The 23,317-nt window shown below is 42.7% G+C and carries 21 protein-coding genes; 17 read left to right on the forward strand and 4 right to left on the reverse strand.

Annotation, left to right across the window (positions count from 1 at the left end; translation table 11 throughout):
* The first annotated feature begins 396 nt into the window (after positions 1 to 396).
* The 9 genes from MHN30_RS03550 to MHN30_RS03590 all read left to right on the forward strand — a co-directional run bounded on the left by MHN30_RS03550 (position 397) and on the right by MHN30_RS03590 (position 8,559).
* Entirely contained in the window at positions 397 to 1,437 is a 1,041-nt protein-coding gene (locus MHN30_RS03550) for a Glu/Leu/Phe/Val dehydrogenase (protein WP_010369022.1), read from the forward strand.
* 49 nt (positions 1,438 to 1,486) lie between these two features.
* Positions 1,487 to 2,131, forward strand: a complete 645-nt coding sequence (locus MHN30_RS03555; RefSeq protein ID WP_130164469.1) for a CatA-like O-acetyltransferase — start codon at positions 1,487 to 1,489, stop codon at positions 2,129 to 2,131.
* A gap of 403 nt (positions 2,132 to 2,534) precedes the next feature.
* Positions 2,535 to 3,305, forward strand: coding sequence for a DUF3450 domain-containing protein (locus tag MHN30_RS03560; RefSeq protein ID WP_010369019.1), 771 nt, complete (start codon positions 2,535 to 2,537; stop codon positions 3,303 to 3,305).
* Positions 3,306 to 3,311: 6 nt separating this feature from the next.
* On the forward strand, positions 3,312 to 4,673 hold the full coding sequence (locus MHN30_RS03565; RefSeq protein WP_026000992.1) for a MotA/TolQ/ExbB proton channel family protein: 1,362 nt from the start codon (positions 3,312 to 3,314) through the stop codon (positions 4,671 to 4,673).
* Entirely contained in the window at positions 4,673 to 5,197 is a 525-nt protein-coding gene (locus MHN30_RS03570; RefSeq protein ID WP_045989885.1) for a MotA/TolQ/ExbB proton channel family protein, read from the forward strand. The genes MHN30_RS03565 and MHN30_RS03570 overlap by 1 nt, the downstream gene beginning before the upstream one ends.
* Before the next feature lie 14 nt (positions 5,198 to 5,211).
* On the forward strand, positions 5,212 to 5,616 hold the full coding sequence (locus MHN30_RS03575; RefSeq protein WP_010369015.1) for a biopolymer transporter ExbD: 405 nt from the start codon (positions 5,212 to 5,214) through the stop codon (positions 5,614 to 5,616).
* Entirely contained in the window at positions 5,616 to 6,233 is a 618-nt protein-coding gene (locus MHN30_RS03580; RefSeq protein WP_010369012.1) for an energy transducer TonB, read from the forward strand. Before MHN30_RS03575 ends, MHN30_RS03580 begins: the two co-directional genes overlap by 1 nt.
* A gap of 10 nt (positions 6,234 to 6,243) precedes the next feature.
* On the forward strand, positions 6,244 to 7,503 hold the full coding sequence (locus tag MHN30_RS03585; RefSeq protein ID WP_017218010.1) for a hypothetical protein: 1,260 nt from the start codon (positions 6,244 to 6,246) through the stop codon (positions 7,501 to 7,503).
* Between the two features lie 51 nt (positions 7,504 to 7,554).
* On the forward strand, positions 7,555 to 8,559 hold the full coding sequence (locus MHN30_RS03590; protein WP_239358313.1) for a hypothetical protein: 1,005 nt from the start codon (positions 7,555 to 7,557) through the stop codon (positions 8,557 to 8,559).
* Here the strand turns inward: MHN30_RS03590 and MHN30_RS03595 are convergent.
* Positions 8,522 to 8,896, reverse strand: coding sequence for a TraR/DksA C4-type zinc finger protein (locus MHN30_RS03595; protein WP_010369006.1), 375 nt, complete (start codon positions 8,894 to 8,896; stop codon positions 8,522 to 8,524). The two genes, MHN30_RS03590 and MHN30_RS03595, sit on opposite strands and share 38 nt — an antisense overlap.
* A 37-nt stretch (positions 8,897 to 8,933) precedes the next feature.
* Entirely contained in the window at positions 8,934 to 9,920 is a 987-nt protein-coding gene (locus tag MHN30_RS03600; protein WP_239358324.1) for a tRNA-dihydrouridine synthase, read from the reverse strand.
* Between the two features lie 261 nt (positions 9,921 to 10,181).
* Between MHN30_RS03600 and MHN30_RS03605 the strand changes: the two genes are divergently transcribed.
* The 6 genes from MHN30_RS03605 to MHN30_RS03630 all read left to right on the forward strand — a co-directional run bounded on the left by MHN30_RS03605 (position 10,182) and on the right by MHN30_RS03630 (position 16,274).
* Positions 10,182 to 10,670, forward strand: coding sequence for a hypothetical protein (locus MHN30_RS03605; protein ID WP_239358326.1), 489 nt, complete (start codon positions 10,182 to 10,184; stop codon positions 10,668 to 10,670).
* 155 nt (positions 10,671 to 10,825) lie between these two features.
* A complete protein-coding gene (locus MHN30_RS03610; protein ID WP_239358338.1) occupies positions 10,826 to 11,662 on the forward strand; it encodes a DUF692 domain-containing protein in 837 nt (278 codons plus the stop codon).
* Between the two features lie 2 nt (positions 11,663 to 11,664).
* Entirely contained in the window at positions 11,665 to 12,414 is a 750-nt protein-coding gene (locus MHN30_RS03615; RefSeq protein WP_239358346.1) for a putative DNA-binding domain-containing protein, read from the forward strand.
* Positions 12,415 to 13,008: 594 nt separating this feature from the next.
* A complete protein-coding gene (gene apt / locus MHN30_RS03620) occupies positions 13,009 to 13,554 on the forward strand; it encodes an adenine phosphoribosyltransferase (RefSeq protein ID WP_010368992.1) in 546 nt (181 codons plus the stop codon).
* 2 nt (positions 13,555 to 13,556) lie between these two features.
* Positions 13,557 to 15,884: a DNA polymerase III subunit gamma/tau gene (gene dnaX / locus MHN30_RS03625; RefSeq protein WP_239358357.1), complete on the forward strand. Its 2,328-nt coding sequence runs from the start codon at positions 13,557 to 13,559 to the stop codon at positions 15,882 to 15,884.
* Between the two features lie 63 nt (positions 15,885 to 15,947).
* Entirely contained in the window at positions 15,948 to 16,274 is a 327-nt protein-coding gene (locus MHN30_RS03630; RefSeq protein WP_010368987.1) for a YbaB/EbfC family nucleoid-associated protein, read from the forward strand.
* 126 nt (positions 16,275 to 16,400) lie between these two features.
* Here the strand turns inward: MHN30_RS03630 and MHN30_RS03635 are convergent, their stop codons facing one another.
* The gene (locus MHN30_RS03635; RefSeq protein ID WP_239358359.1) at positions 16,401 to 18,923 is read right to left on the reverse strand and encodes an amidohydrolase family protein; all 2,523 of its coding nucleotides are present in this window, start codon (positions 18,921 to 18,923) and stop codon (positions 16,401 to 16,403) included.
* Between the two features lie 589 nt (positions 18,924 to 19,512).
* On the opposite strand from MHN30_RS03635, the gene MHN30_RS03640 reads away from it, so the two are divergent.
* Both MHN30_RS03640 and MHN30_RS03645 read left to right on the forward strand, forming a co-directional pair.
* Positions 19,513 to 20,199: a DUF3592 domain-containing protein gene (locus tag MHN30_RS03640; RefSeq protein WP_099031366.1), complete on the forward strand. Its 687-nt coding sequence runs from the start codon at positions 19,513 to 19,515 to the stop codon at positions 20,197 to 20,199.
* A 325-nt stretch (positions 20,200 to 20,524) separates the two neighbouring features.
* On the forward strand, positions 20,525 to 21,100 hold the full coding sequence (locus tag MHN30_RS03645; RefSeq protein ID WP_239358361.1) for a rhomboid family intramembrane serine protease: 576 nt from the start codon (positions 20,525 to 20,527) through the stop codon (positions 21,098 to 21,100).
* 50 nt (positions 21,101 to 21,150) lie between these two features.
* Here the strand turns inward: MHN30_RS03645 and MHN30_RS03650 are convergent, their stop codons facing one another.
* The gene (locus MHN30_RS03650) at positions 21,151 to 23,226 is read right to left on the reverse strand and encodes a M13 family metallopeptidase (protein ID WP_239358363.1); all 2,076 of its coding nucleotides are present in this window, start codon (positions 23,224 to 23,226) and stop codon (positions 21,151 to 21,153) included.
* Positions 23,227 to 23,317 lie beyond the last annotated feature (91 nt).

Genomic DNA, 23,317 nt, shown 5'->3' on the forward strand with positions numbered 1-23,317 from the left:
CTTTCCACTTCAAACATTCGGCTTCGGTGTTAAGTTGGGAGCCGAAGTATTACTTAGGAGGCTATTCGCCTCCTTTCTTGTATGGATAAGTTTACAACAACTATTCACCTTCCGTTTACGTAAACAGTAACTTCAGAAAAGCTTAATAAGTTAAATTAAAATCCCTTGAATGTTTTTATTTTTGGTTTGTTTTTCCTATATATGTTTTTTCTTTGAATTAAATATTTGTATTTGCTTTAAATTGGGTTTATATCATCTCAATTTGTGGAATGGTGCTAGAGTTAGTGATAGAGTCTTGCCAATTTCAGCGCTATTTGCCCTTAGTGTGGTATTGAACGCAAAGTCACACTTAAGAGCTTACCCGTATGGGATAGATAATTTTTGGAGAAGAAGAAAGTGGCTGTATTTAACCAAGTTGAATTTGATAACCATGAGCAAGTCGTATTTTGTTCAGACGAAGCATCAGGCCTAAAAGCGATTATCGCGGTACATAACACTAAACTAGGTCCCGCGGTAGGTGGTTGTCGCCTATGGAATTATGCCTCTGATGAAGACGCAGTATATGATGTACTGCGTCTGTCTAAAGGGATGACATACAAGAATGCGGTTGCACGTTTACCATTTGGTGGTGGCAAATCTGTCATTATTGGCGATGCTAAGACTATCAAGTCAGAAGCGCTATTCAGAGCATTTGGTAAACACCTAGACCGCCTAGGTGGCAGTTACTACTCAGCTGAAGATGTAAACATCACAACCGGTGATGTAATGGTAATGCATAAAGAAACTAACTACGTAATGGGCCTCGAAGGTAAAAGCGGTAACCCTTCTCCATTTACTGCGTTAGGCACATTCCTTGGAATTAAAGCAGCTTACCAACACAAGTATGGTCACCAAGACTTGGCTGGTATCAAAGTTGCCGTACAGGGCTTGGGTGCAGTTGCTTACACTTTATGTAAGCACCTCCATGAAGCGGGTGCAGAGCTATTTGTTACTGACATCAACGAAGAGTCAGTGCAACGAGTGGTCAATGATTTCAATGCGACTGCTGTTGGTATTGACGAAATCTATGATTTAGATGTTGATGTGTATGCGCCGTGTGCACTAGGTGCTACGGTAAATGACGACACTATTCCACGTATCAAAGCCACGATTATTGCAGGATGTGCAAACAACCAGCTTGCAGAGTCTCGTCATGGTGAGATCATTCGTGAAAAAGGTATTTTATATGCACCAGACTATGTGATTAATGCTGGTGGAATCATCAATGTTTACTATGAAACAAAACCTGAAGGTTATGATGAGGCTGCAGCGACTAAACACGTTGAAGGTATCTACGACACGCTAACCGAAATCTTTAAGCGTTCTGAAGATGAGAAAGTTTCAACACATATAATTGCTGATAAATTAGCTCAAGAGATTATTGAAAACGGTCTATAATAACATCGCCGTTTAATTACCAGAGAGGGGCATGCGCCCCTTTTTTTGTATGAAAAAGAAAATACCTCTTGATACTTGGCCTCGCCAAGAACACTTTTCGTTCTTTAATGATTTTGCTCAACCTTACTTCACCGTTACCGTCAGCTTACAAATGGAAAGAGTTTACGAAATGAGTAAACGTAATGCCGTTCCGTTTTCTCTTAGTTGCTTATACGCACTGCAACTGGCATTACAAAGCTATACCCCCATTCGTTACCGTATAGAGGCAGGAGAGGTGGTTGAATATGATGCTGTAGAAATTAGCAGTGTTTTTCTGCGAGGGGATGAAACTTTCAGATTTGTAAGGCTTGCACCTGAAAGTGATTTCAACCGCTTTATTAGCGCCAATATTCATAGCAAAACTGAGCAACTAAATGGACCGCTTGTCAATGAGCAATTTTTAACGGAAAGTCAGGTGCCAAATTGCGTGCATGTATCTATACTTCCATGGTTATCTTTTTCCAGTTTTGGTCATGCGAGACACAGTCGAGATGACTTCGGCATCCCAAAATTTGTGTTCGGAAAATACAATAAAGCAGATGGTACGATGCCATTTTGTATTGAAGTCCATCATGCCTTAATGGATGGTCTACACGTCGCTGAATTCGTTCAAATTCTGCAGGAAAAAATAGATCAAGCGATTTGGGATAGATAAACAAATTTTGCGTTAGTTCGCAGAAGATGAAATAATTTGCGTTCTGTGCAATGAAAAATCTAGCTTATATTGCTGTTTTGATAGGTTATTCACAATTTCTATTTGGAATATCTATTCAATTTATTGGAATAAATCTGATGTAAAATATTGTAAACGGCGTATGCAAAAGGTTGGTTTTACAAAGGATGTGTATCTTTTGCTGTGTTTTTGATGTTAATTTTTTGTTTTGTATATAATTATTACTTATTTATTGACAAAAAATGTTTTCACAGTGAAGTTGACACATCGTGTTGCATTTAGCATTATTGGACAGTTGATATCTGTCAAATGATATCAGGGTTGCTCTCACGTTGGTGAGAGCGCGAAAATTATAAAAGTAACATTACTTAATTGGTTGGGAACTATGTCTGTTAAAATCAGAAAGAGCCTTGTAGCTACGGCGCTTTTAGGCGCGACAGCTTTTGCAAGCAGCAATGTGATTGCAGATCCTTTGAATGACATACAAAAAGTAGGTCAACAAACTCAAACGGCTGCTAAAAAGTCTCAAGAAAAGATTGATAACCTTTACGGTCAGTCTCAAGAAATGATCGCGGAATACCGTGGTCTGGTTGAAGAAGCAGAACTGCTTAAAGTGTATAACGATCACGTTGCACGTCTTGTAGCAGATCAAAATGCAGGTATTGAGTCTCTTGAGCGTCAAATTGGTACTATTGACAAGACAAAACAGGACGTTGTGCCTTTGATGTATCGCATGATCGATACGCTTGAGCAATTCATCAAAGCGGACGTTCCGTTTAATCAAGAAACACGTCTAGAGCGCGTTGAGAAACTTCGCAGCATCATGACTAACTCGTCTGTAACGACTTCTGAGAAGTTCCGTCAAGTTCTTGAAGCTTACACTATTGAAACTGACTACAGCACAACAATGGTTGCGAGCCAAGGTTCTCTTGAGCAAAATGGCAAAAACATCAATGTTGACTTCGCACGTCTTGGCCGTATTGCATATGTAGCCCAGTCGTTCGACCAAAAGCACGCTTGGGTTTGGAACAATGACTCTAAGCAGTGGGATCAACTTGGCGAAGAATATCTTAAGCCAGTTAAGAGCATGATCCGTATTGCACGTAAGCAAGCGGCTCCTGAACTTGTAAACCTACCTATCTTTGGCGCGGAGTAATTAATGATGAAGAAACTATTTAAAGGTTTTGCTGTTGCTGCAGCGTTAACAGTTTCTGCTGGTGCCGCGCTAAATGCACACGCAAACACTGAAGCCTTAGACAAAATTTTAGAGCAGGTTAAACAAAACCGTATCTCTGAAGGCAAAATCAACAAGCAGCGTGAGCAAGAGTTTTTAAACGACCGTGCTGACAAACAAGCATTGTTGAACAAAGCTAAGCGTGAACTAGCTGCTGAGAAAGCACGTGGTGAGCGTTTAAATGAACAATTCAAACAGAACGAAGTGACGCTTGCTGAGAAAGAAGTTGAGCTAGAAAATGCCAAAGGTACACTTGGTGAAATGTTCGGTGTTGTACGTCGTTCAGCTGCTGACGCTATCGGTTCAATCGAAGCTTCACTAGTAAGTGCTGAAAAGCCAGGGCGTGCTGAAGTGCTTCGTTCACTAGCTGAAGCGAAAGAGCTTCCAACTACTCGTGAACTTGAAGACCTTTGGATTGCATTCCAAACTGAAATGACTGAGTCTGCGAAAGTAACTAAGTTTGAAGCTGAAGTTGCTGAGCTAAACGGTGATGTAAACGTCAAAGAAGTAACACGTGTTGGTAACTTCAACCTTGTAACTAAAGATGGCTACGTTATTTACGATGCTGAGAACAAGCAAATTGTTCCTCTTGGTAAGCAACCAAGTGGTGAACTAGGCGGTGTTGAGCGTTTGATCGGTGCACCTGCTAATCAGTTCGTTATGTTTGCAGTTGACCCGACTCGTGGTTCATTACTACAACTTAATACTCAACGTGCAACGATGGAAGAGCGCTGGCACCAAGGTGACACGGTTGGTTACATCATTACAGCACTACTTATCTTGGGTGCATTGATTGCTATCGTTCGTATGCTAGACCTATTCATTGTTAGCGGTAAAATCAAAGCGCAAATCAAAAACGCGAATAACCCTAACACAAACAACCCACTTGGTCGTATCTTGAAAGTTTATCATGATAACAAAGATCAAGACGTTGAAAACCTAGAGCTTAAGCTTGATGAAGCTATCCTACGTGAAACTCCACGTATCGAGATGGGTGTAAACATCATTAAGATCTTAGCGGCTATCGCGCCACTACTAGGTCTACTAGGTACGGTTGTTGGTATGATCATGACATTCGAATCAATCACACTTTACGGTACTGGTGATCCGAAAATCATGGCAGGTAACATCTCTCTAGCGCTAGTAACTACAGCACTAGGTCTTATTGCAGCTCTACCTCTAATTCTACTTCACGCTGTTGTACACGGTCGTAGCAAAGCGGTTCTACACATCCTAGATGAGCAAAGCGCAGGTATTGTTGCTACTCACGCGGAGAAGGAGAAAGCCTAATGTTAGTCCTGATGGAGATATGGGAATCTATCAGGGATTTTGTTGCTACAGGCGGCGATGTATTATACGTGGTCGCGATAGCACTCTTTCTAATGTGGGTTTTAATGATTGAGCGCTATTGGTTCCTACTAGGCGAGTTTCCTAAGCTACACAAGGATATCGTTGCTAAGTGGGACGCCCGCCAAGATACTACGTCTTGGTACGCACACAGAATCCGCGATGCTTGGATTTCTGAAGCGTCTGAAAAATTAGATGAGCGCATGTTGATTATCAAAACATTGGTTGCGATGTGTCCATTAATCGGTCTTTTAGGTACGGTGACAGGTATGATCACAGTATTCGAAACGATGGCTACTCAAGGTACGGGTAACGCACGATTAATGGCTTCAGGCATTTCAATGGCTACGATACCAACAATGGCTGGAATGGTTGCGGCACTATCAGGTGTTTTCTTTAGTACGCGTTTAGAAGCACGTGCAAAAATGGCTAAAGAAAAGCTAGTTGATAGCTTGCCTCATCACTAGAGAGAGATTGAACTATGGCACGTAAACAACGTTTTCGTGAAGAGGAAGATGCAGCAGTAGATATGACGCCGATGCTAGACATCGTATTCATCATGCTTATCTTCTTCATTGTAACCACTTCTTTTGTTAAAGAAGCTGGTATTGAGGTTAACAAGCCAAAAGCGGCACAGGCACAAAAGACTAAGAATGCGAACATCTTTATCGCAATCCGTGAAAACGGAGAGATTTGGATGGACAAGCGTCAAGTTGATGTTGAACGTGTAAGTGCAAACCTTGAAAGTCTAATGGCTGAACAACCTACTGACGTGATTATTATTCAAGCCGATAAAGGCGCGAAACACGGCGTAGTTGTGCAGGTTATGGACCAAATTAAAGCGACTGGCGACAATCTGAAGATTTCAATAGCTGGAGATCAGTAATGATTCGACTTCTGTTTTCACTTCTAGCAGGTGGGGCAGTAACTCTCGGCTTGTTCTTTTTCATGTCATATCTTATCTCCGGAGGAGCAGATAGGGCAGATGTACAAAAGGAACAAATCGTAGTCGAGATTATGTCGAATCCGCCTGAATCAAAGGTGCAGCAGCGGAAGCGTGTCCCGCCTCCGCCGCCGCCACCACCTAAGCAGCCGCCAAAACCGCAGCCGCCTCAGCCAGACACGGCTGATCCTTCTGCGGGTAACATCGGCTTTAACATGCCTAGCATTGACCTAGGTGGTACTGCAGGTGGTTTATCTGGACCTGGCGAGTTTGGCCGTGATGGTGATGCGACACCTATCGTTCGAATTGAGCCAAAATATCCACCTCAAGCCGCTCGTGATGGCAAAGAAGGTTGGGTACGTTTATCTTTCACAATCAATGAGCTAGGTGGAGTCGAAGATGTTGAAATTATCGATGCCGAACCAAAGCGTATCTTTGACCGTGAAGCGAAGCGTGCACTTCGTAAGTGGAAATATCGTCCTAAAGTTGTTGATGGTAAACCACAGAAGCAACCTGGTATCACAGTCCAGCTTGATTTCACACTAAACCAAGGTAATTAAGGAGGCAGGCATGAAAAGTTTACCCAAATTTACAGCTCTTGCTCTTCTTATTGCATTGACTGGTGGCATTTACTCAGAGTCAGTTTCTGCTGCGCCTAACTATGAAGAAATAGAGAAGCGTAAAGCAGCAAAAACTAAGATCATGGGTGAGCGAGTAGGTAAAAAAGTTGCCAAAGCGTTCGAATTATATAATGAAGAAAAAGTCGATGAAGCGATTGCAATGCTTCGCGAGCTTGACCCTTCGGATGATTTCGATAAAGCAACGGTTAACCGTTACCTAGGTCAGCTCTATGCTCAAAAGGAAAACTACGGCGAAGCGATTAAGTATACGCGTTTAGCTATTGCTCCTGATGCGCTTAACTTTAAAGATCAAGGCGATCTTATGAAGTTGCTTGGTGATCTTCTGCTAGGTACTGAAAAGTACTCAGAAGGTATCAAAGCCTATGAAGCGTGGATGGACTTTACGGGTGAAAATGACCCTAAAGTACACGGTCGTATCGCTCAAGCTTATTATGAGTTAAAGCAGTATACTAATGTTATTGCTCCAGCTGATAAAGCTATCGCAGGTGTAGAAGAGCCAAATAAACAATATTATCTGATGAAAGTTGCAGCTTACTTTGAATTGAAGCAATTCAAAAAGGCTGTAGAGGTTGGTGAAGAGTTAGTACGTGTTTTCCCTGAAGACCCGAAAGCTTGGACACAACTAGGTGGCTTTTATTTGCAAACCGAAGATTACAGTAAAGGTATGACTGTAATGAAGGTGGCGTATAGCAAAGGTTACTTTGAAAAAGAGAATGACTATAAGATTCTTGGAAGCTTATACTCTTTGACAGAAGATCCTTGGCGTGCAGCTCAAACGTTCGAAAAGGCTATGAAAGATGGCAAAATCGAACGTACAAAGCAAAACGTGACAGCGCTTGCAAGTTATTACCACCAAGCTAAACACATCAGTGATGCTGCTAAATACTATGAAGAAGCTGCTAAATTTGACGATGACGCAGAACTTTATGGAAGAGCAGGTGGCCTTTTACTGCAAAATCTGCAGTACAGTGCAGCAGTAGTTAGACTAAATAAAGCGTTAGAGCTTGGTACCAAAAAGAAAGGCAGTACATATGCTGATCTTGCGGAAGCTTACTACTATCAAGATAAGTTTAAACAAGCTTATGCAGCAATTTTGAAGGCGAAGGAAGATCCTAGCACTCGAAGATTTGCGATTAGCTGGTCGAGCTTTATCAAAGAAAAAGCACAACGTAGGGGTGTTAGCCTCTAATTAAAAAGCCCCGAAAGGGGCTTTTTTGATTTCAAGTTTTAATGTGAAATTATGAAAAAGCATTTATTGTTCAGCCTTACTTTGGTCGCATTTATATTCCTATCCGCTTGTAGTGAGCACAAGCCAGTCGTAAGTTATCAGGAACTCAGAACTTCTTTAATTTCTCTTAACAGTAGTTTAAGTCATTCATCTACGGATGATATTACTGTTTTACCGTTCACAGAGGGCTATTTACAGTTACGGCACGCTTTATTATCAAGTAGTTTGAATGAACCAGATGTTATGGCGCATAAGGAGCTTGACTACTTAAGAATTCAAGAGCGATATCCAGAGCGTTACTTACCTTGGCCTAGTCATATCCCTGTACTTAAAAACGTAGAAGGTAGAGTGAGTGTTGAGGAACTTGATCTGTGGCTCAAATTTGTAATAACAAAACTAAAAGAGGCCGATGAAAGTAATATTCGCCTAAATCGGTTTGAGCGGGACGCCATAATAAAGCAACTTGAAGATTCAAATATTGACGCACCATCACGTTCAACGCTACTGGCTTATTTAAATGATTATAAATCAAGGGCGATGCTTGGGCTGCATCAGTTACCTAATGGGAAAGAGTGGTACCAATCAAAGCTAAATTTTTACGGAGCTATTCAAGAGTCGCCTAATAAAGTTTTGGCAATGTTATCAAAAATTGATGAGAAAAAGAGTAAGTCAATTGTGCTCAATACAATGCCTAATACTCAACAGCCTTATATACTAGAGTTTTTGCCAGCTAATTGCCAAAGAATTAGTGGGCTCAACTGGCGTGATGAATTTATTAATGTGCCTTCTACAGTAGCAAAGTGTACAAAGGCAATAGAGCAGCATAAAGCGCTAATCGTGACTTTAATGGCAGTAGATTTAGGAATTCATTATCAAGGGTGGTCACAAAAGCAAGCATTTGTTGCGCTCAACTCAAAACTAGCGCTGAATGAACAACAAGCACAACAATTGATTGCTAATATAGTCTATTTTCCGGCGACTATTTTTGCTGCATATCCCCATTTTTTAAAGCCTTAGTCTTACAACTGCGACAGCGTTGAGTTGCTGGATCTTGTTCTAGCAACTCAAGCTCTATTGTCTGCTCGCAATCACAGCAATAACCAAACTGACCGATCTCCATTTGGCATAATGCCGCTTCGACTTTCATCAACCTATCATAGAGCGGAAACTGCTCGGGATTTATTTTTTCCATTACAATATCAAGCCATTTATTGGGTGGGTTGAGCTCTAAGGTATTGGCAAGGTTATGAGTAAACTCATTAGGTGAAGCTTTTAGCTCTCCTAAAAAGTCGCTTCTAAGTGTAGCGAGTTCAGCTTGTAAGCTTTGCTCGTAGTTATGTGTGTTTTCATTCATGGGCGCTCTCCTATCCGACGCCCCATTATCATTTCAGTCAAACTTCACTGTTATGATTTGAATCAAGGTCTGGAGACATTGCGTATTTCTGCAACACCTTCATGACGTCATCTTTGCTTTTAAGGGTTTTGATTTCATCAAAAAGAACATGTGCGCCGCTATACTGACGTTTCAAATAACTTAACCACTGTTTTGTTCTAGCTGAAAAGTACTTTTCACTCATATTCTCATCCTGATGCATGGAAGAGTGGAGGATATGGTAGACCACGTTTTCCCATGTGAGTGGAGTGTAATGAGTTCCGTTAACATGCGCTTTGATTTTTGCTGCCAAATCGGGGGTGGCTAGCGCACCGCGACCAAGCATCAAATCCTGACATTGGCTGCGTGTTTGGCAGAGTAGTGCATCTTCAACTTGCCAAATCTCACCGTTAGCGACGACAGGAATGGTTAACCTTGATAATAAAGGGGGGATCTTTTCCCAGTACGCTGGCGGTTTGTAACCATCTCGTTTGGTACGCGCATGTATCGCCAAACTCGACGCACCACCTTGCTGGACCGCATCGACAATTTCAGTGCTATTGGCATCATCGTCAAAGCCAAGGCGTATTTTGGCGCTTACTTGATGTTCTTCTGGTACCGCCTCTCTAACCGCTTTAATGATTTGATAGATTTGTTCTGGCTCTTTCAGTAAAACCGCACCGCCACGGCTTTTATTCACGGTTTTTGCAGGACATCCAAAGTTCAAATCGACACCATGAGAGCCAAGCTTTATGGCCTTTCGTGCATTCGCTGCAAGCGCATGGGGAACCTGACCTAGAAGCTGTACTCGTACCGGTGTTCCGGCTCTGGTATAGCCACCATTTAATAGTTCAGGGCAGTATCTAGTGAATACTCTGCGTGGAAAGGTGAGATCAACAACGCGAATAAACTCAGTCACACAAAGATCAAAGCCGCCGAGATCTGTGAGCAATTCGCGCATTTTAAAATCAACTACACCTTCCATCGGCGCTAGAATAAGCTTCATGTGTTAACCTTCAGACACAACAAAAATAAAATGAGTCGCTGATGACTCATCGAAAAGCGCGACATTTTAGCTAATTGTTTGCTGCAAGTCATCAACCGCCCTTAGTTATCCACAAATAGCAAAAAGGCAACAGATGGACTATAAATGGATGTAAACCACAACTTAGCGAATGCAACTAAAATTTTTAAACGTTTAGCGAAATAAATATTTAGACGTTTGGGTCTACTAATTGAATCTACTATTTCTGAGAGAGCAAACATTATGAATACCGTTAAAAAGAACTCGATTGCCCTTACTTTAAGCGCTGTTGTTGCGGGTACCGCGGGGTTAACCGCGACAGACGCAAATGCGAATCCATTTAGTTTTGAAACAATGACCGCTGGTTATAAACTAGACGCTGGAGAAGGAAAATGCGGCGAAGGTAAATGTGGTGGCGACGCCAAAGGCAAAAAAGAAGGCAAATGCGGCGAAGGTAAATGTGGTGGCGACGCTAAAGGCAAAAAAGAAGGCAAATGCGGCGAAGGTAAATGTGGTGGCGACGCCAAAGGCAAAAAAGAAGGTAAGTGCGGCGAAGGTAAATGTGGTGGTGACGCCAAAGGCAAAAAAGAAGGCAAATGCGGCGAAGGTAAATGTGGTGGTGACGCCAAAGGCAAAAAAGAAGGCAAATGCGGCGAAGGTAAATGTGGTGGTGATGCCAAAGGCAAAAAAGAAGGCAAATGCGGCGAAGGTAAATGCGGTGGTAACCACTAAATAGGAATACCATTGTATTCGACCCAATAGCGCAGCTAGTTATGTTAAGGTAAGCGGCGCTATTGGGTAATCCCAAAGTGAAGCCATGCATACAGCAAAGCCTCTGTCATGCGAGCTTCTGATTAGTTCAAAATAATGTCTAAAGTGAGAGAAATATGGCAGTGCAGTTAGGCAACTTAGGACTTGGTTTACGCCGTGAAATGGTCGATGACGTGCTCAATGCGCCGCCAAAGCAAGTAGATTTTTATGAGGTTGCACCAGAAAACTGGCTAAAATTTGGCGGTAAGCTTGCAAAGCAATTTCAAGCATTGACGCAACAACATACCTTTATCTGTCATGGCTTGTCGTTATCGTTGGGTTCACCTGCACCGCTTGATCGCGAATTTTTATCCCAACTTAAAACATTTTTTAACCAGCATAATATCGCTACCTATAGTGAGCATCTGAGTTATTGTTCGGGAAAGGGTCATATGTATGATCTGATGCCAATCCCTTTTACGGAAGAAGCAATCCATCATACCGCTAAGCGGATCCGAGCAGTTCAAGAGCATCTAGAACGCCGGATTGCAGTAGAAAATGTCTCTTACTATGCCGCTCCTGGACAAGAAATGTCGGAGTTGGAATTTACCCTTGGGGTATTAGCCGAAGCCGATTGCGATTTGCTACTCGATGTTAACAATATATATGTCAACGCTATTAACCATGGCTACGATGCTGAACAATTCTTAGCGGCTATGCCATCCGAGCGTATTGCATACGGTCATATCGCAGGCCATTATGTGGAAGCCGAAGACTTACTCGTTGATACCCACGGCACTGAGGTATCTTCACCAGTATGGGACTTGTTAGAAAAAGCCTATGAGCTACATGGTGTATTTCCGACGTTACTAGAGCGTGATTTTAATATTCCTCCCATGGCAGAGTTACTGGCAGAAGCGGGGCAAATTTCAGCAGTACAGGCCAAATACGCCAAGCGCTTGGAGCAGGTATAGCTATGTCTTTTGTAGAAACTCAGCAGCTGTTTATGGCGCATATCAGAGATCCAGACAACCAACCAGCACCCGAAGGCATAGAAGCTCGGCGCTTAAGAATCTATCAAGAGCTGTTTTTTAATAATGTCGAAGGCTTCGTGAGCAGTGCGTTCCCTGTACTTAAAAGCTTGTATACCAATGAAGATTGGTTGACGTTAATTAGGCTATTTTTTGCTAAGCACGATTGTCATTCGCCATACTTTTTAGAGATTAGCAAAGAGTTCTTGCAGTTTTTACAAACAGAATACGAGCCCACTGAAGTTGATCCTGAGTTCTTGTTAGAGCTTGCTCATTATGAATGGCTAGAGCTAGATGTGGCAACGACCGTTGAGGCAGAGCATGAGCTTTCAATTGAGGTACAAGCGCTTAAAGATGCTGAAATTAGCTTGGCAAGTACAGCCAGAGTTGCACATTATCAATATCCAGTTCATCAGATCAGTGAAACCTTTCGGCCAACTAAAACAGCAGGGCAAACGTTTAGTTTTGCACTGTATAGAGACGAAGACGACGACGTTCAGTTTGTCGCACTAAATCCAATGACGGCCTTAATGTTGTCGGTGATTGAAGCCAATGATGGTATGCAACTCACTGACATTGTGAATGTTATCGCGCAGCAAGTGCCTCAGTTTACTGTTGAGCAACTACATCAAGGAGCTCAGCATACACTAGCTGAATTCGCGGATCTTGGCATTATCAAAACAAAAAACCTTTAAGCTATTGGCAACATCGACTATTATACGGCCTGTTTTTGTCGTGCTTAAACTCGGACTAGGGCGCTAGTCAATGCTTTCTGCAACTATGCAGTTGGCGCGAGTTGTAAAATTAAAGGTAGTATCTATGTCTAAAGGTGACTTTAAAGATCCGTTCAATGCAAAGTATTTTCTTGCATTTGTTGCTGTATTCGCTGGAATTGGCTGTTTAAACGCGATTCTAGGCTGGGCAACAGCGCTTGCGTAAGTCAAGCTGAGCGTATTTACCTAGAGGCTGCTTTTCGCAGCCTTTTTCGATTGAATACAGATATATACCAATTAGTCTTAATACTTGCTCAATTTGAAGGAGCAAATCTGACGCTAACTGCGTTAAAAATTTCTCATTTAGAACAACTAAATCGCAAAACTTTCGCCTTGTTATCGACAAGATTTTCTCGCCTCAAAATAGATCACTTAATTAAGCTAATTGGTATAAAATACTCACTAAATTGTTCGCTTTTCCTTCATCCTGACACACAAAGTCACTCAGTCGGTTTCAACCGGATAGAAAATTGTTATAATCTCACTCTTTTGTAATAAACTTAAAGCAAAGCAATTATGACGACAGAGAATATGTCATTGATCAAAAATAGTATCGCGACGGTTCCTAATTACCCAAAACCTGGGATCATGTTCCGTGACGTGACTTCACTTCTAGCAAATCCTGCTGCGTTTAAGGCGACAATTGATGCGTTCGTTGCGGCTTATAAAGATGGCGGCTTTACTAAAATCATCGGTACTGAATCGCGTGGTTTTATCTTCGGTGCACCATTGGCGTATGAGTTAGGTATTCCTTTTATTCCAGTAAGAAAGCCGGGTAAATTACCGCGTGAGGTGATCAGCCAGTCTTACCAGCTTGAATATGGTGAAGATACGCTTGAATTACACTCAGATGCGATTGAAGCAGGTGATAAAGTGCTACTTGTTGATGATTTACTTGCAACAGGTGGTACTATTGAAGCAACAGCCAAACTGGTTAAGCGCTTAGGCGGTGAAGCTACTGATGCTGCGTTTGTTATTTCATTGCCTGAGCTTGGTGGTGAAAAGAAAATCAACGATCTTGGGATCAAAATCCTTTCACTTGTAGAGTTCGAAGGCGAATAAGCATGAGCTATCAGGTTCTGGCGCGAAAATGGCGTCCGCAAAACTTCCATGAATTAATGGGGCAGGAGCATGTTAAACAAGCTCTGGTCAACGCACTCAATGAAAAGCGTTTACACCATGCCTATTTATTCACCGGAACACGTGGTGTGGGCAAAACAACCATTGCTAGGATCTTTGCTAAAAGCCTTAACTGCGAACAAGGCGTTACTTCAACGCCTTGTGGTCAGTGTAGTGCCTGTACTGAGATTGAAACTGGTAAGTTTATCGATTTAATCGAAATTGATGCGGCTTCTCGTACAAAAGTTGAAGACACGCGAGAAATCTTAGACAACGTACAATATGCACCAACTCGTGGTCGCTACAAGGTTTATCTCATCGATGAAGTGCATATGCTGTCGAAGCACAGCTTTAATGCGCTCCTTAAAACCTTAGAAGAGCCGCCAGAGCATGTAAAATTTTTGCTCGCCACAACCGATCCACAAAAGTTGCCTGTGACTATTCTGTCTCGTTGTTTACAGTTCAACCTGAACGCAATGACACAAGGGCAAATAGTTGAACAGCTAGAGAAAATCCTGCCGCTAGAGCAAGTTGCCTTTGATCCAGTAGCGCTACAAACGTTAGCGAAAGCCGCTGATGGCAGTATGCGTGACGCTCTAAGTTTGACTGATCAGGCTATTGCACAAACAAATGGCAATTTAACTGTGCCTGCAGTGCAATCTATGCTGGGACTGATGGATAGTGCGCATGCGGTCATTTTGCTGTCTGCAATTTTATGCCATGACGGTGAAGCCTTACTCAATGCGATTGAAAAAATAGCACTACAAAACGGTAATTTTGTCAGTGTGCTGGACGATTTAATTGCGCTATTGCATGTTATTCAGCTCACTCAACTCGTGCCTAGTGCTGCGCGGTTATCAAATTTTGATAACAATGACATCAAGCTATTTGCCGAGCAATTAGTACCGCAACAGGGCCAGTTGTTGTATCAACTGCTGTTGAATGGCAAAAAAGACCTAAAGTGGGCACCCGAGCCTAAACTTGGGTTTGAGATGGTCATGCTGCGCTTAATGGCGTTCGAAAAAGAAAGTCATAGTGTAGTGCCTAGCGCTCCTGTGAGCCAAGAGACTTCTGAAAAGCAAAGCAAAGTAGGGGATTTACGAGCGCTGTTAAAAAAGCCAACGGAAGATAACGCTACGGTAGCAGCATCACCTCAGGTACAGCCGACAGCAACACCTACATATGCACCAGAAGCTACGACATCAACCACGCAACAAACAACACAGTATGAGCCGGTGTCGCCAACGCCTGCTGCGCAAAGCCAAGCACCAGTCACCTCTGTGTCATCTGAGGCGGAGATGGCCAACCAATACGACAGCATCATGTCACAGGCGGTAGAGCAGGGGTTCCAAGAACAAGTTCCTGCACATCATCATGACGGTGCGCCAGTTGATGATGCTGCATACGCGCAAATGGCATCACAAAACCAAGAGGATTGGTCTCGACCTGAGGTGCAAAATCAAAGCGCTTCAGAACCTGCTGCTACAGCAAGTGTTACCGAGCAGCAAAATCAAGCCCAGTCAGCAATAGCACGAATTTTAAAAAATCGTAATATCTCTGGGGCGGGTCGATTGGTGGGAGCCAATGGTGAGGTAAAAAAGTCTGAGGCGCCTAGTGCGCCAATGCCAATAGAGCAAGCGCCAGCTACGACAGTAACCACACCTGAGTATCAGCCTGAGCCGCAACGCGCACAGCCAGCAGCACCTCGCTTGGCACCAAAGAAGCAAAAGAAAGAAGCGTTTCAAGAACGCCATAAACCTATTACGGAAAATTTAGCGCCAGAATTGCTAGAGCAGCTATCACCGGTAAAACAAGATGATAACGAACAAAGTATTCAAGTGGAGATCCCTGCACCGGAAAACTTTGTTAGTCCAATCAGTGACATTAAGTTTGCCCACCAAAGCGACGATTGGGCAAACATGATTGAAAAGATGCAATTAGGTGGTCGAATTCGCCAGTATGCATTACACAGCGTGATAACGCAGCAAGGCGCGCAGGTACAATTGCAAGTAGACGCGAGTCAACAGCACTTAGACTCCGCAGTGTTGAGAGAGAAACTAACAGAAAGCCTAAGCGCATTATTCGAGCAGCCAATAACGCTTGAGATTAACTATATCGACACGGTAAACAACACGCCGTTTTTGGTACAGCAACAATTAGATGAGCATAGGCTTGTCCAAGCTAAAGCGGCGATGCGAGACGATCCACTCGTCAGCGCATTTGTCCAAGAATTTGACGCAATGCTTGACGAAAATAGCGTTCAGGCATTGTAATTAAGGGCGTTAGCCCTTATCTTTTATCACAGTAAACCAAATTGAAGTATAAGAGAGCAGAGTATGTTTAAAGGCGGAATGGGCAACATCATGAAGCAGGCGCAGCAAATGCAAGAGCGCATGGAAAAAGCCCAAGAAGAGATCAAGAGCCTAGAAGTAACAGGTGAAGCAGGCGCAGGTTTAGTTAAAGTAACTATGCTTGGTAGTCACAACGTACGTCGCGTAGAAATCGACGAAAGCCTAATGGAAGATGACAAAGACATGATCGAAGACCTACTAGCCGCTGCGGTAAACGATGCAGTTCGTCGCGTAGGTGAAGAAACGCAAAAGCGCATGTCAGAAGTCACCGGCGGCATGCAAATGCCTCCAGGCTTCAAAATGCCGTTCTAATTTAGAATCCCATAAAAATAGCGCCTGAAGGCGCTATTTTTTTGTTTGAAATTTACAGATATCAATCTTTGAATAGGGTCAGTGAGGCTGACCCTATTGATTACTGAATTGCAGCGTAAAGCCCTTTTAATTCAATGTGCTGCTATTGCGACATTTAGAAGCTAAGGTTTTAGGCGTGTAGTCTGTAAGGTTTTTAGCTTTGCCTAAATCTTCGAGATCGACCCATGTCACCTCGTCACCATTTATAAATGCACATTCCACATTGATGGAGTGGATGCTCTCAGGCGTGGTTTGAAAATCCATTAAGTTTTTATCTAAAACTATCAAGTCAGCTATTTTGCCAACTTCAATTGAACCTAGCTTATGGGAGAGGTTATGTTGCATTGCAGGAACAATAGTGACGGCCTTTATGGCGTCTTGTATTGATAAGTTACTTTTTCCATCTGTATTTGTACCTAAATACTTTCCTCTGGATGCTAAGAATGGATATTCCCAAGTGTGGCGAGTCATGGCTTGTTCAATAAACCATAGTGGGAATAACGGGCTGATACTCAAATCGCTATGTAACGAGAAGGGGATCCCTGCGGCGAGCTCTTCTTCCATAGGGTCGATCCTATTGCCTCGTAGATCTCCTAATTCATTTCTCATTGATGCTCCCCAGTAGGCCACATGGGCGATTAAATGACTGGGTGTCAAATTCGGAAACGTTTCGCGAGCTTTGAGGTATTTATAAATTGTTTTATTTTCTTTTGTACTTTGATCTATATCATTCACTGTGGAATGAATAATTGTGTGAGCTAGATCAGTAAACGTCTGAGCGACCTGTTTCTCTTTACATGTTGAAGTGTGACGTTTTGCATCACCTGCCATTTGAGTTAACGCATTAAGTGAATCTGATATAGCTTGATCACCATTTGCGTGAAGATTAAAGTACCAAGGCTGATGTACGCTGTTGTCACAGGTGGGTAAAAATCTAGAGAGATTTTGGACAATTTCGTTTTTGGTATAATCAACATGACCCTTGCCAAACGTGCGACAAAGTCCTGCTTCAGAGTAATCAGTACTTAAATTTGCGCTACAGCCTTGGGTCGAGCCATCTGAGAGTAGCTTAATGCCTTGCGCTGAGTACATACCGTTAAAAGCTTTACTTTCAAAAGGAATATAATCACATTCACTGGGGTTTTTAGGATCATACACACATTGAGTGCGAGCGGCTGTTGCTTCGTCTTGATAGTTGCGCCAATCGTACACAGAGCGAACTCTTGCGGCTGGTTGCAGTTGCTCCATGAGAACTAGATTGATGAAATCGTCTTTCATTTCTGTTGTTGAACCACCGTCTACTAACATGGTTACCCCCTGTTGCGATGAAGTATTGAGCAAGTACTTCATTTTCATCAAAACCTCTTCATTTTCATCTTTATCATATTTAGCTAGCTCCGGTTGCGCTGTATCGAGCGGGCAGCTGGTTGCAGGGGGCGTATTTGGCGCATGGTGTACGAGTGCTGAAATGTCTTTGCTACTTGTGCCTTTTGCTCTTAAAATGGAATTAATAAACAGCATATACGCACTTGGTTCTTTGATGAGGCCAGAGTACTGCCACTTTTGCGAGTCAATCTCTTTGTACTCAGCATTATTCACTATATCTAAGTCGCCATCGCTGAAGCATAAGGTTTTCACGATAAACTGACTGGTTTTTACGTCTTGTTCTGTACCTTCACAAGTCAATGTGTAATCCTCGACGGGGAGTTTAAAGTCAGGGTTCTCTTTTTCAAACTCATCGACTTTTGCTTGAGAAATCATGTCTATCTGTGCTTTTTTGACCACTGTATTGCACAAGCCCACTTGCTCAAATGCAGACATATTGGCGTACGCTAAATGCCCTGATTGGTCAGTCATAAATATAGCTTTGTTACTTTGTGCCGTTTTTAATTTTTGGTTGTCAATTTCGTCAATGGCTTTCATTGGGTATGCAAAAAATTCTCGATTTTCGTTTATACGCTGATCGAAAGGCCTCTTGGCATACTCTTCTTGGACCATTCGTGACGGATCAAGCCCATTTCCAATGTACCATCCAACTTTATTAACATGGTCGATTACAAATGGCGGACTTGTTGTTACTTTTGCTATTGCTTCATCTAGATATATAAAGCAGTGCCCTTGTCCATCTTTTGCACTTGAAGCCTGCATATTCGGATAGTAAATCCAGCCGTAATCTTTAGAGAGTTTTTCTTGATATTTGTCTGGCAGACAAGGCATTAAATTCTTTACTCCACTCATTTGCGCCGTTGATTGTAAATGGGCATGAGGTTCTATGAATCCTGGCATTAAGGTTCTGCCATTTAAATTGAAGTAAGATATCTTGGTTTTTGGATCATGGTTTCTAATTGTTGCTAGCTTCTCCTTTGCGTCATCGACTGAACCGACGAATGTAATCACACCATTTTCGACCAACACCGCGGGATTATCATCTGCTCCTATAGAGAAGGTTTTTTTGCTAGCAACAGTGATAATATTGCCACCGAAAAAAAGACTGACCTTAGCGCTAACATCATCGTCTTTTGGTTTATCATCGCTGTTATTTGTTGAACTCGAGCACGCCGAAATCAATAAGGCAGCTGCGAAACATGGGATTATATTACGCTTTTTCATAAAGTTTCCTTTGAAAATTATCTAGATAACGCTATTAAGTAGCTACAAGTTCTGGCTAGCACTCTCATACAGTCAGAAATTAAATGTAATTTTATAGTTAATTTTTCAAGGTGGTAATTACGCTAAGTTACGCGCTATTACAGCAATGTTGAGTAGCTACATTTAGACCGCAGAAGTAAGCCCTAAACTATGTGACAGGTGTTAAGCAGGCTCCCTTTAACCTAAATGTTTTGAGTTATCTTGAGACCGCATAATTTTACTAGCGAGCTGCATAACACGGCGGGATCAGTTACAGATATCGAAGTGAAGTTCACGAGTATGATTGAACTGAGCATCAAGAAAGTTGAAATAGATGATGAAAAACGGTCTAATAGGCCATAAAGGATACGATGTTAGGTCAGGGAATGAGCGCAGCTGTAACGATATAGCTTGTAAATCAACGCAAGTGAAGTCGCTCGCCTTAACTTTCTCTCGCCGCTTAAATAACATCTACATTCTAGGTCGAACTAGTTTAGTCTGATCCAACAACGCGTTATGCATACTACGCATATATAATTTATAAAATCATTCCAGCAAAAAGGAGTTGCTCGTGATAGTTAAATACATTTTTACTCTGATTGGGTCCGCACTGTTAATCGGATCGCTTTTTATGTACAACAGTACCCAAGACTTTCTGGACCGTGCAATCATTACCGAAGGCACAGTGGTAGACCTTATTCGTTCCCAGTCTGAAGACTCGGATACCTATGCTCCTTTCGTTAAATTCCGCACTAAAAATGGCGAAATAGCGGAGTTTGTGTCCTCTACTGGGGGCGGTCCTAACAGATATTCAATAGGAGAGGTTGTAAGCGTCGTTTATCTAGAAGATTCAATCGAAAAAGCTGAAATTAACGATACTTTCTCGCTTTGGGGCGGGGTTATGATCCTAGCTGGAATAGGCTCTGTATTTTTCCTTATTGGACTTTCAATTATCTTATTTGGCGCGTCAAAAAATAAGAAAGTGAAGTATCTAAAGGAAAAAGGGACACCAGTGGTGGCTAAGTTTCAGAGTGTTGAAGTTAACCGGAGAATAGAGTTTAACGGCAAAAACCCTTACCAAATTTGTGCACAATGGAGAAACCCATCAACATCGCAATTGCATATTTTTAATAGTGATAATATATGGTTTGATCCAACCAATCACATAGACCGAGAAGAGATAACGGTGTTAATTGAAGAAGGAAACCCGAGCAAATACCATGTGGATATTTCATTTCTCCCAAAGGTCGCGTCTTAATCTTATGAAAGCGGACGGATCGTAACTACAACACTAAGTAACCTGAGCTGCGGATAATTAATGCCTTTCTAGCAGCCAGTTTTAGCGCTAACTGCGTTGAATTCACTTCCAATAGCCAGCTATTGGTGCGTAAATTCGCCTTGTTTTCCCTAAATCTTGCTGGCTAGACAAGGAAAAAACTAAGTTGTGCTTTAGCAACAATGAGTTGGAACATTCCTTATCCAAACCTCAGGTTAAGTATGTAAAGTTCACGTGGACTGAGTTTGCAAATCTATTCGAAATAGCGCTTAATAAGGCGCTATTTTTGTCTGTATATGGAAGTAAGATGAGTAAACGTGCACTGGTTTTTCCGCCCAATTTTAAGTTGGTTTTGTACGCGATGGCGGTGATGTGTCTCGTACAGGTGTTAGGTGGGTTTTTTGGCTTACCCGTCTATCGTTTTGGGATTGTACCGCATAATGTACATCATTTGAGTGGTGTGTTAACCGCGCCTTTTATACATGGTAGCTGGGGACATTTGCTGAGTAATTTGCTCGGCTTAAGTATTAGTGGCTATTTGGCAGCCCGATTACCGAGGTTTAAGCGAGCAACTTTTTTTATTGTGGTTGCTACAGGACTGTTGGTGTGGCTGTTTGCTGGACATGCAAATCACATTGGTGCATCAGGCATTGTAATGGGTTACTTTGGCTTACTGCTGGGTGCTGCGCTATTCAATCGCGATGTGCTTGGCATTGTTAGTTTTGTAGCTCTGCTAGTTTTGACTTATTATGCCAATATTAGCTTTTTAGCGACATTATTTGATTTTTCGGCGCAAACGAGTAGTTCAAGCCATATTTTTGGGTTTTTAAGCGGATTATGCGGGGCATACTTAACCAAGCAAAAGCGTATTGCTCGGCGTTAAATCAGCACAACCTACCAGTAACGGCAGGTTATGCTTTGGGATTTAAGTTATTACCAAATACGCACGCGCTCTTCAGGTGCTAGGTAAAGTTTGTCACCCGGTTTTACGTCAAACGCTTTGTACCATGCATCATGGTTGCGAGGCGCAAGCGCTCTAAATTGCCCCGGTGCATGAGTACCTGCGCGTAGCTGGTTTAGCATGCTTTGCTCAGTACGTTTTTCTTTCCATACTTGTGCCCAAGCAAGGAAGAAACGTTGGTCGCCTGTCAGGCCATCAATCACAGGTGCTTCTTTGCCGTTTAGACTCAGTTTATAAGCATGGTAAGCCATCGCAAGGCCGCCTACGTCACCGATGTTTTCGCCAAGGCTGTTGCGACCGTTTACGAAGTTACCCTCGATAGGCTCATATTTGTTGTATTGTGCCGCGAGCTTGTCTGCTTTTTCTTCGAAAGCAGCGCGGTCGGCATCGGTCCACCAATTACGCTGAATACCATTGGCATCGGATTTTGAGCCTTGGTCGTCAAAGCCGTGGCCCATTTCGTGGCCTATCACCGCGCCAATACCGCCGTAGTTTACTGCAGGATCTGCATTTGGGTCGAAGAATGGCGGTTGTAAAATTGCCGCAGGGAAAACGATTTCATTAAACGAGCTGTTGTAGTAGGCGTTAACGCGTTGCGGTGTCATACCCCAGCGGTTACGGTCGGTTTTTTCAAGCTCTTTGGCGATGCTGTCATTGCGGAAAAACTCACGAAGGTTTTTCACATTCGTCATTAAGTTATCGCGGGTTAAGGTTAACCCATCAAATGATTGCCATTTATCAGGGTAGCCAATCTTAGGCGTAAATGCGGCAAGTTTTGCCTGAGCATTTACTTTCGTTTCTTCACCCATCCAGTCTAAGCCTTCAATCCTTTCACCAAGCGCGGTGCGTAGGTTTTCAACCAATTCTGACATTTGTTTTTTAGAAGACTCAGGGAAATAACGGGCAACGTAAACTTTACCAATTGCAAAGCCAAGCGAAGTAGTGCCAGACATTTCGCTGATCGCGCGTTTCCAACGAGCACGTGGCTCTTGCTGACCACTTAAATGTTTACCATAAAATTCAAAGTTAGTATTGAAGATATCTTCAGACAGCAGCGACGCATTGCCGCTAATAGCGTGATAAGTTAAGTAGTCTTTCCAAACGGCCAAGTCTTCAGAGTTGATAAGCGCAATCATCGCTTTAATCGGCTCTGGCTGAGACATATTTAGCTGAGGCACTTTGTAGCCCGTTTCAGCAAAATATAAATCCCAATTAAAGCCTGGGTACTGTGTTGCTAGCTCGTCACGTTTGACTTGATTTAACGTGAGGTCGCGGTTTCTGCGCTTTTCACGTGGCCAGTGGCCCTCAGCAATTTTAGTTTCAAGTGCAAGAATGGCTTCTGCGCGCTCAGTCGGCTTGTCTTTACCCGCAAATTTAAGCATATCGGCAATATGTGCAACGTATGCTTCGCGAGTTTTAACAAAACGCTCAGCTTCTTCTAAATAGTAAGAGCGGTCTGGTAGTCCAAGTCCGCCAGCACCCATTGACATCTCATATTTATTTGGGTCTAGACGGTTAAACCACATACCGCCGCCGATCGGCGCATTGACGCCAGTTAACCAAGATTGTCCAAATGCTTTGGTGAGGCCGTCAGTGTTGTTAATGGCGTCAATGTCAGCAAGTAGTGGTTGAATAGGTTTAATGCCAAGCTTATTTAGGGTTTCAACATCCATATAAGCATTGTAAAAATCGGCAATTAGCTGCTCTTCGGCGTTTAGGTTTTTACCGTTAGCAATTTCTTCGATAATGGTTTTTACTTGTTCTTCACTGCGTTCAGCAAGCGCTGAGAATGCACCAAAACGCGTTTTGTCTGCTGGCATTTCGTAGTTTTTGTACCAAGTGCCGCTGGCGTACATAAAGAAATCATCGCCTGGTTTTACACTTTCATCGCGTGCACTGAGGTCAACACCAAAACTACCTAGTTCTGCTTTACCTGTTGCTACTGCCGCATTTTCTGCTTGTTTGGTTTCACTTGTTGTGACTTGTGGCTCAGAGCAAGCTGTCAGCATGATGGCTGTAAGTGCACTTGCTATTATCGTTTTTTTCATTATGTAGTCTCTATTTGGTTCGAGAAGTGGGCCCGACAGTTGTATTATTGTACTTACTATCGGGAATGGAACCATTGTCGAGTGAATACGC

Origin of the sequence: Pseudoalteromonas sp. OF7H-1 (assembly GCF_022347825.1) — a bacterium.
In the GTDB taxonomy this organism is placed as follows: Bacteria; Pseudomonadota; Gammaproteobacteria; order Enterobacterales; family Alteromonadaceae; genus Pseudoalteromonas; species Pseudoalteromonas maricaloris.

Coding starts and splice junctions, on each gene's coding strand:
- MHN30_RS03595 (WP_010369006.1), bottom strand. CDS start 8,896: ATGAATGAAAACACACATAACTACGAGCAAAGCTTACAAGCTGAACTC.
- MHN30_RS03585 (WP_017218010.1), top strand. CDS start 6,244: ATGAAAAGTTTACCCAAATTTACAGCTCTTGCTCTTCTTATTGCATTG.
- MHN30_RS03605 (WP_239358326.1), top strand. CDS start 10,182: ATGAATACCGTTAAAAAGAACTCGATTGCCCTTACTTTAAGCGCTGTT.
- MHN30_RS03600 (WP_239358324.1), bottom strand. CDS start 9,920: ATGAAGCTTATTCTAGCGCCGATGGAAGGTGTAGTTGATTTTAAAATG.
- MHN30_RS03630 (WP_010368987.1), top strand. CDS start 15,948: ATGTTTAAAGGCGGAATGGGCAACATCATGAAGCAGGCGCAGCAAATG.
- MHN30_RS03645 (WP_239358361.1), top strand. CDS start 20,525: ATGAGTAAACGTGCACTGGTTTTTCCGCCCAATTTTAAGTTGGTTTTG.
- MHN30_RS03615 (WP_239358346.1), top strand. CDS start 11,665: ATGTCTTTTGTAGAAACTCAGCAGCTGTTTATGGCGCATATCAGAGAT.
- MHN30_RS03610 (WP_239358338.1), top strand. CDS start 10,826: ATGGCAGTGCAGTTAGGCAACTTAGGACTTGGTTTACGCCGTGAAATG.
- MHN30_RS03635 (WP_239358359.1), bottom strand. CDS start 18,923: ATGAAAAAGCGTAATATAATCCCATGTTTCGCAGCTGCCTTATTGATT.
- MHN30_RS03575 (WP_010369015.1), top strand. CDS start 5,212: ATGGCACGTAAACAACGTTTTCGTGAAGAGGAAGATGCAGCAGTAGAT.
- MHN30_RS03570 (WP_045989885.1), top strand. CDS start 4,673: ATGTTAGTCCTGATGGAGATATGGGAATCTATCAGGGATTTTGTTGCT.
- dnaX (WP_239358357.1), top strand. CDS start 13,557: ATGAGCTATCAGGTTCTGGCGCGAAAATGGCGTCCGCAAAACTTCCAT.
- apt (WP_010368992.1), top strand. CDS start 13,009: ATGACGACAGAGAATATGTCATTGATCAAAAATAGTATCGCGACGGTT.
- MHN30_RS03565 (WP_026000992.1), top strand. CDS start 3,312: ATGAAGAAACTATTTAAAGGTTTTGCTGTTGCTGCAGCGTTAACAGTT.
- MHN30_RS03590 (WP_239358313.1), top strand. CDS start 7,555: ATGAAAAAGCATTTATTGTTCAGCCTTACTTTGGTCGCATTTATATTC.
- MHN30_RS03560 (WP_010369019.1), top strand. CDS start 2,535: ATGTCTGTTAAAATCAGAAAGAGCCTTGTAGCTACGGCGCTTTTAGGC.
- MHN30_RS03555 (WP_130164469.1), top strand. CDS start 1,487: ATGAAAAAGAAAATACCTCTTGATACTTGGCCTCGCCAAGAACACTTT.
- MHN30_RS03580 (WP_010369012.1), top strand. CDS start 5,616: ATGATTCGACTTCTGTTTTCACTTCTAGCAGGTGGGGCAGTAACTCTC.
- MHN30_RS03650 (WP_239358363.1), bottom strand. CDS start 23,226: ATGAAAAAAACGATAATAGCAAGTGCACTTACAGCCATCATGCTGACA.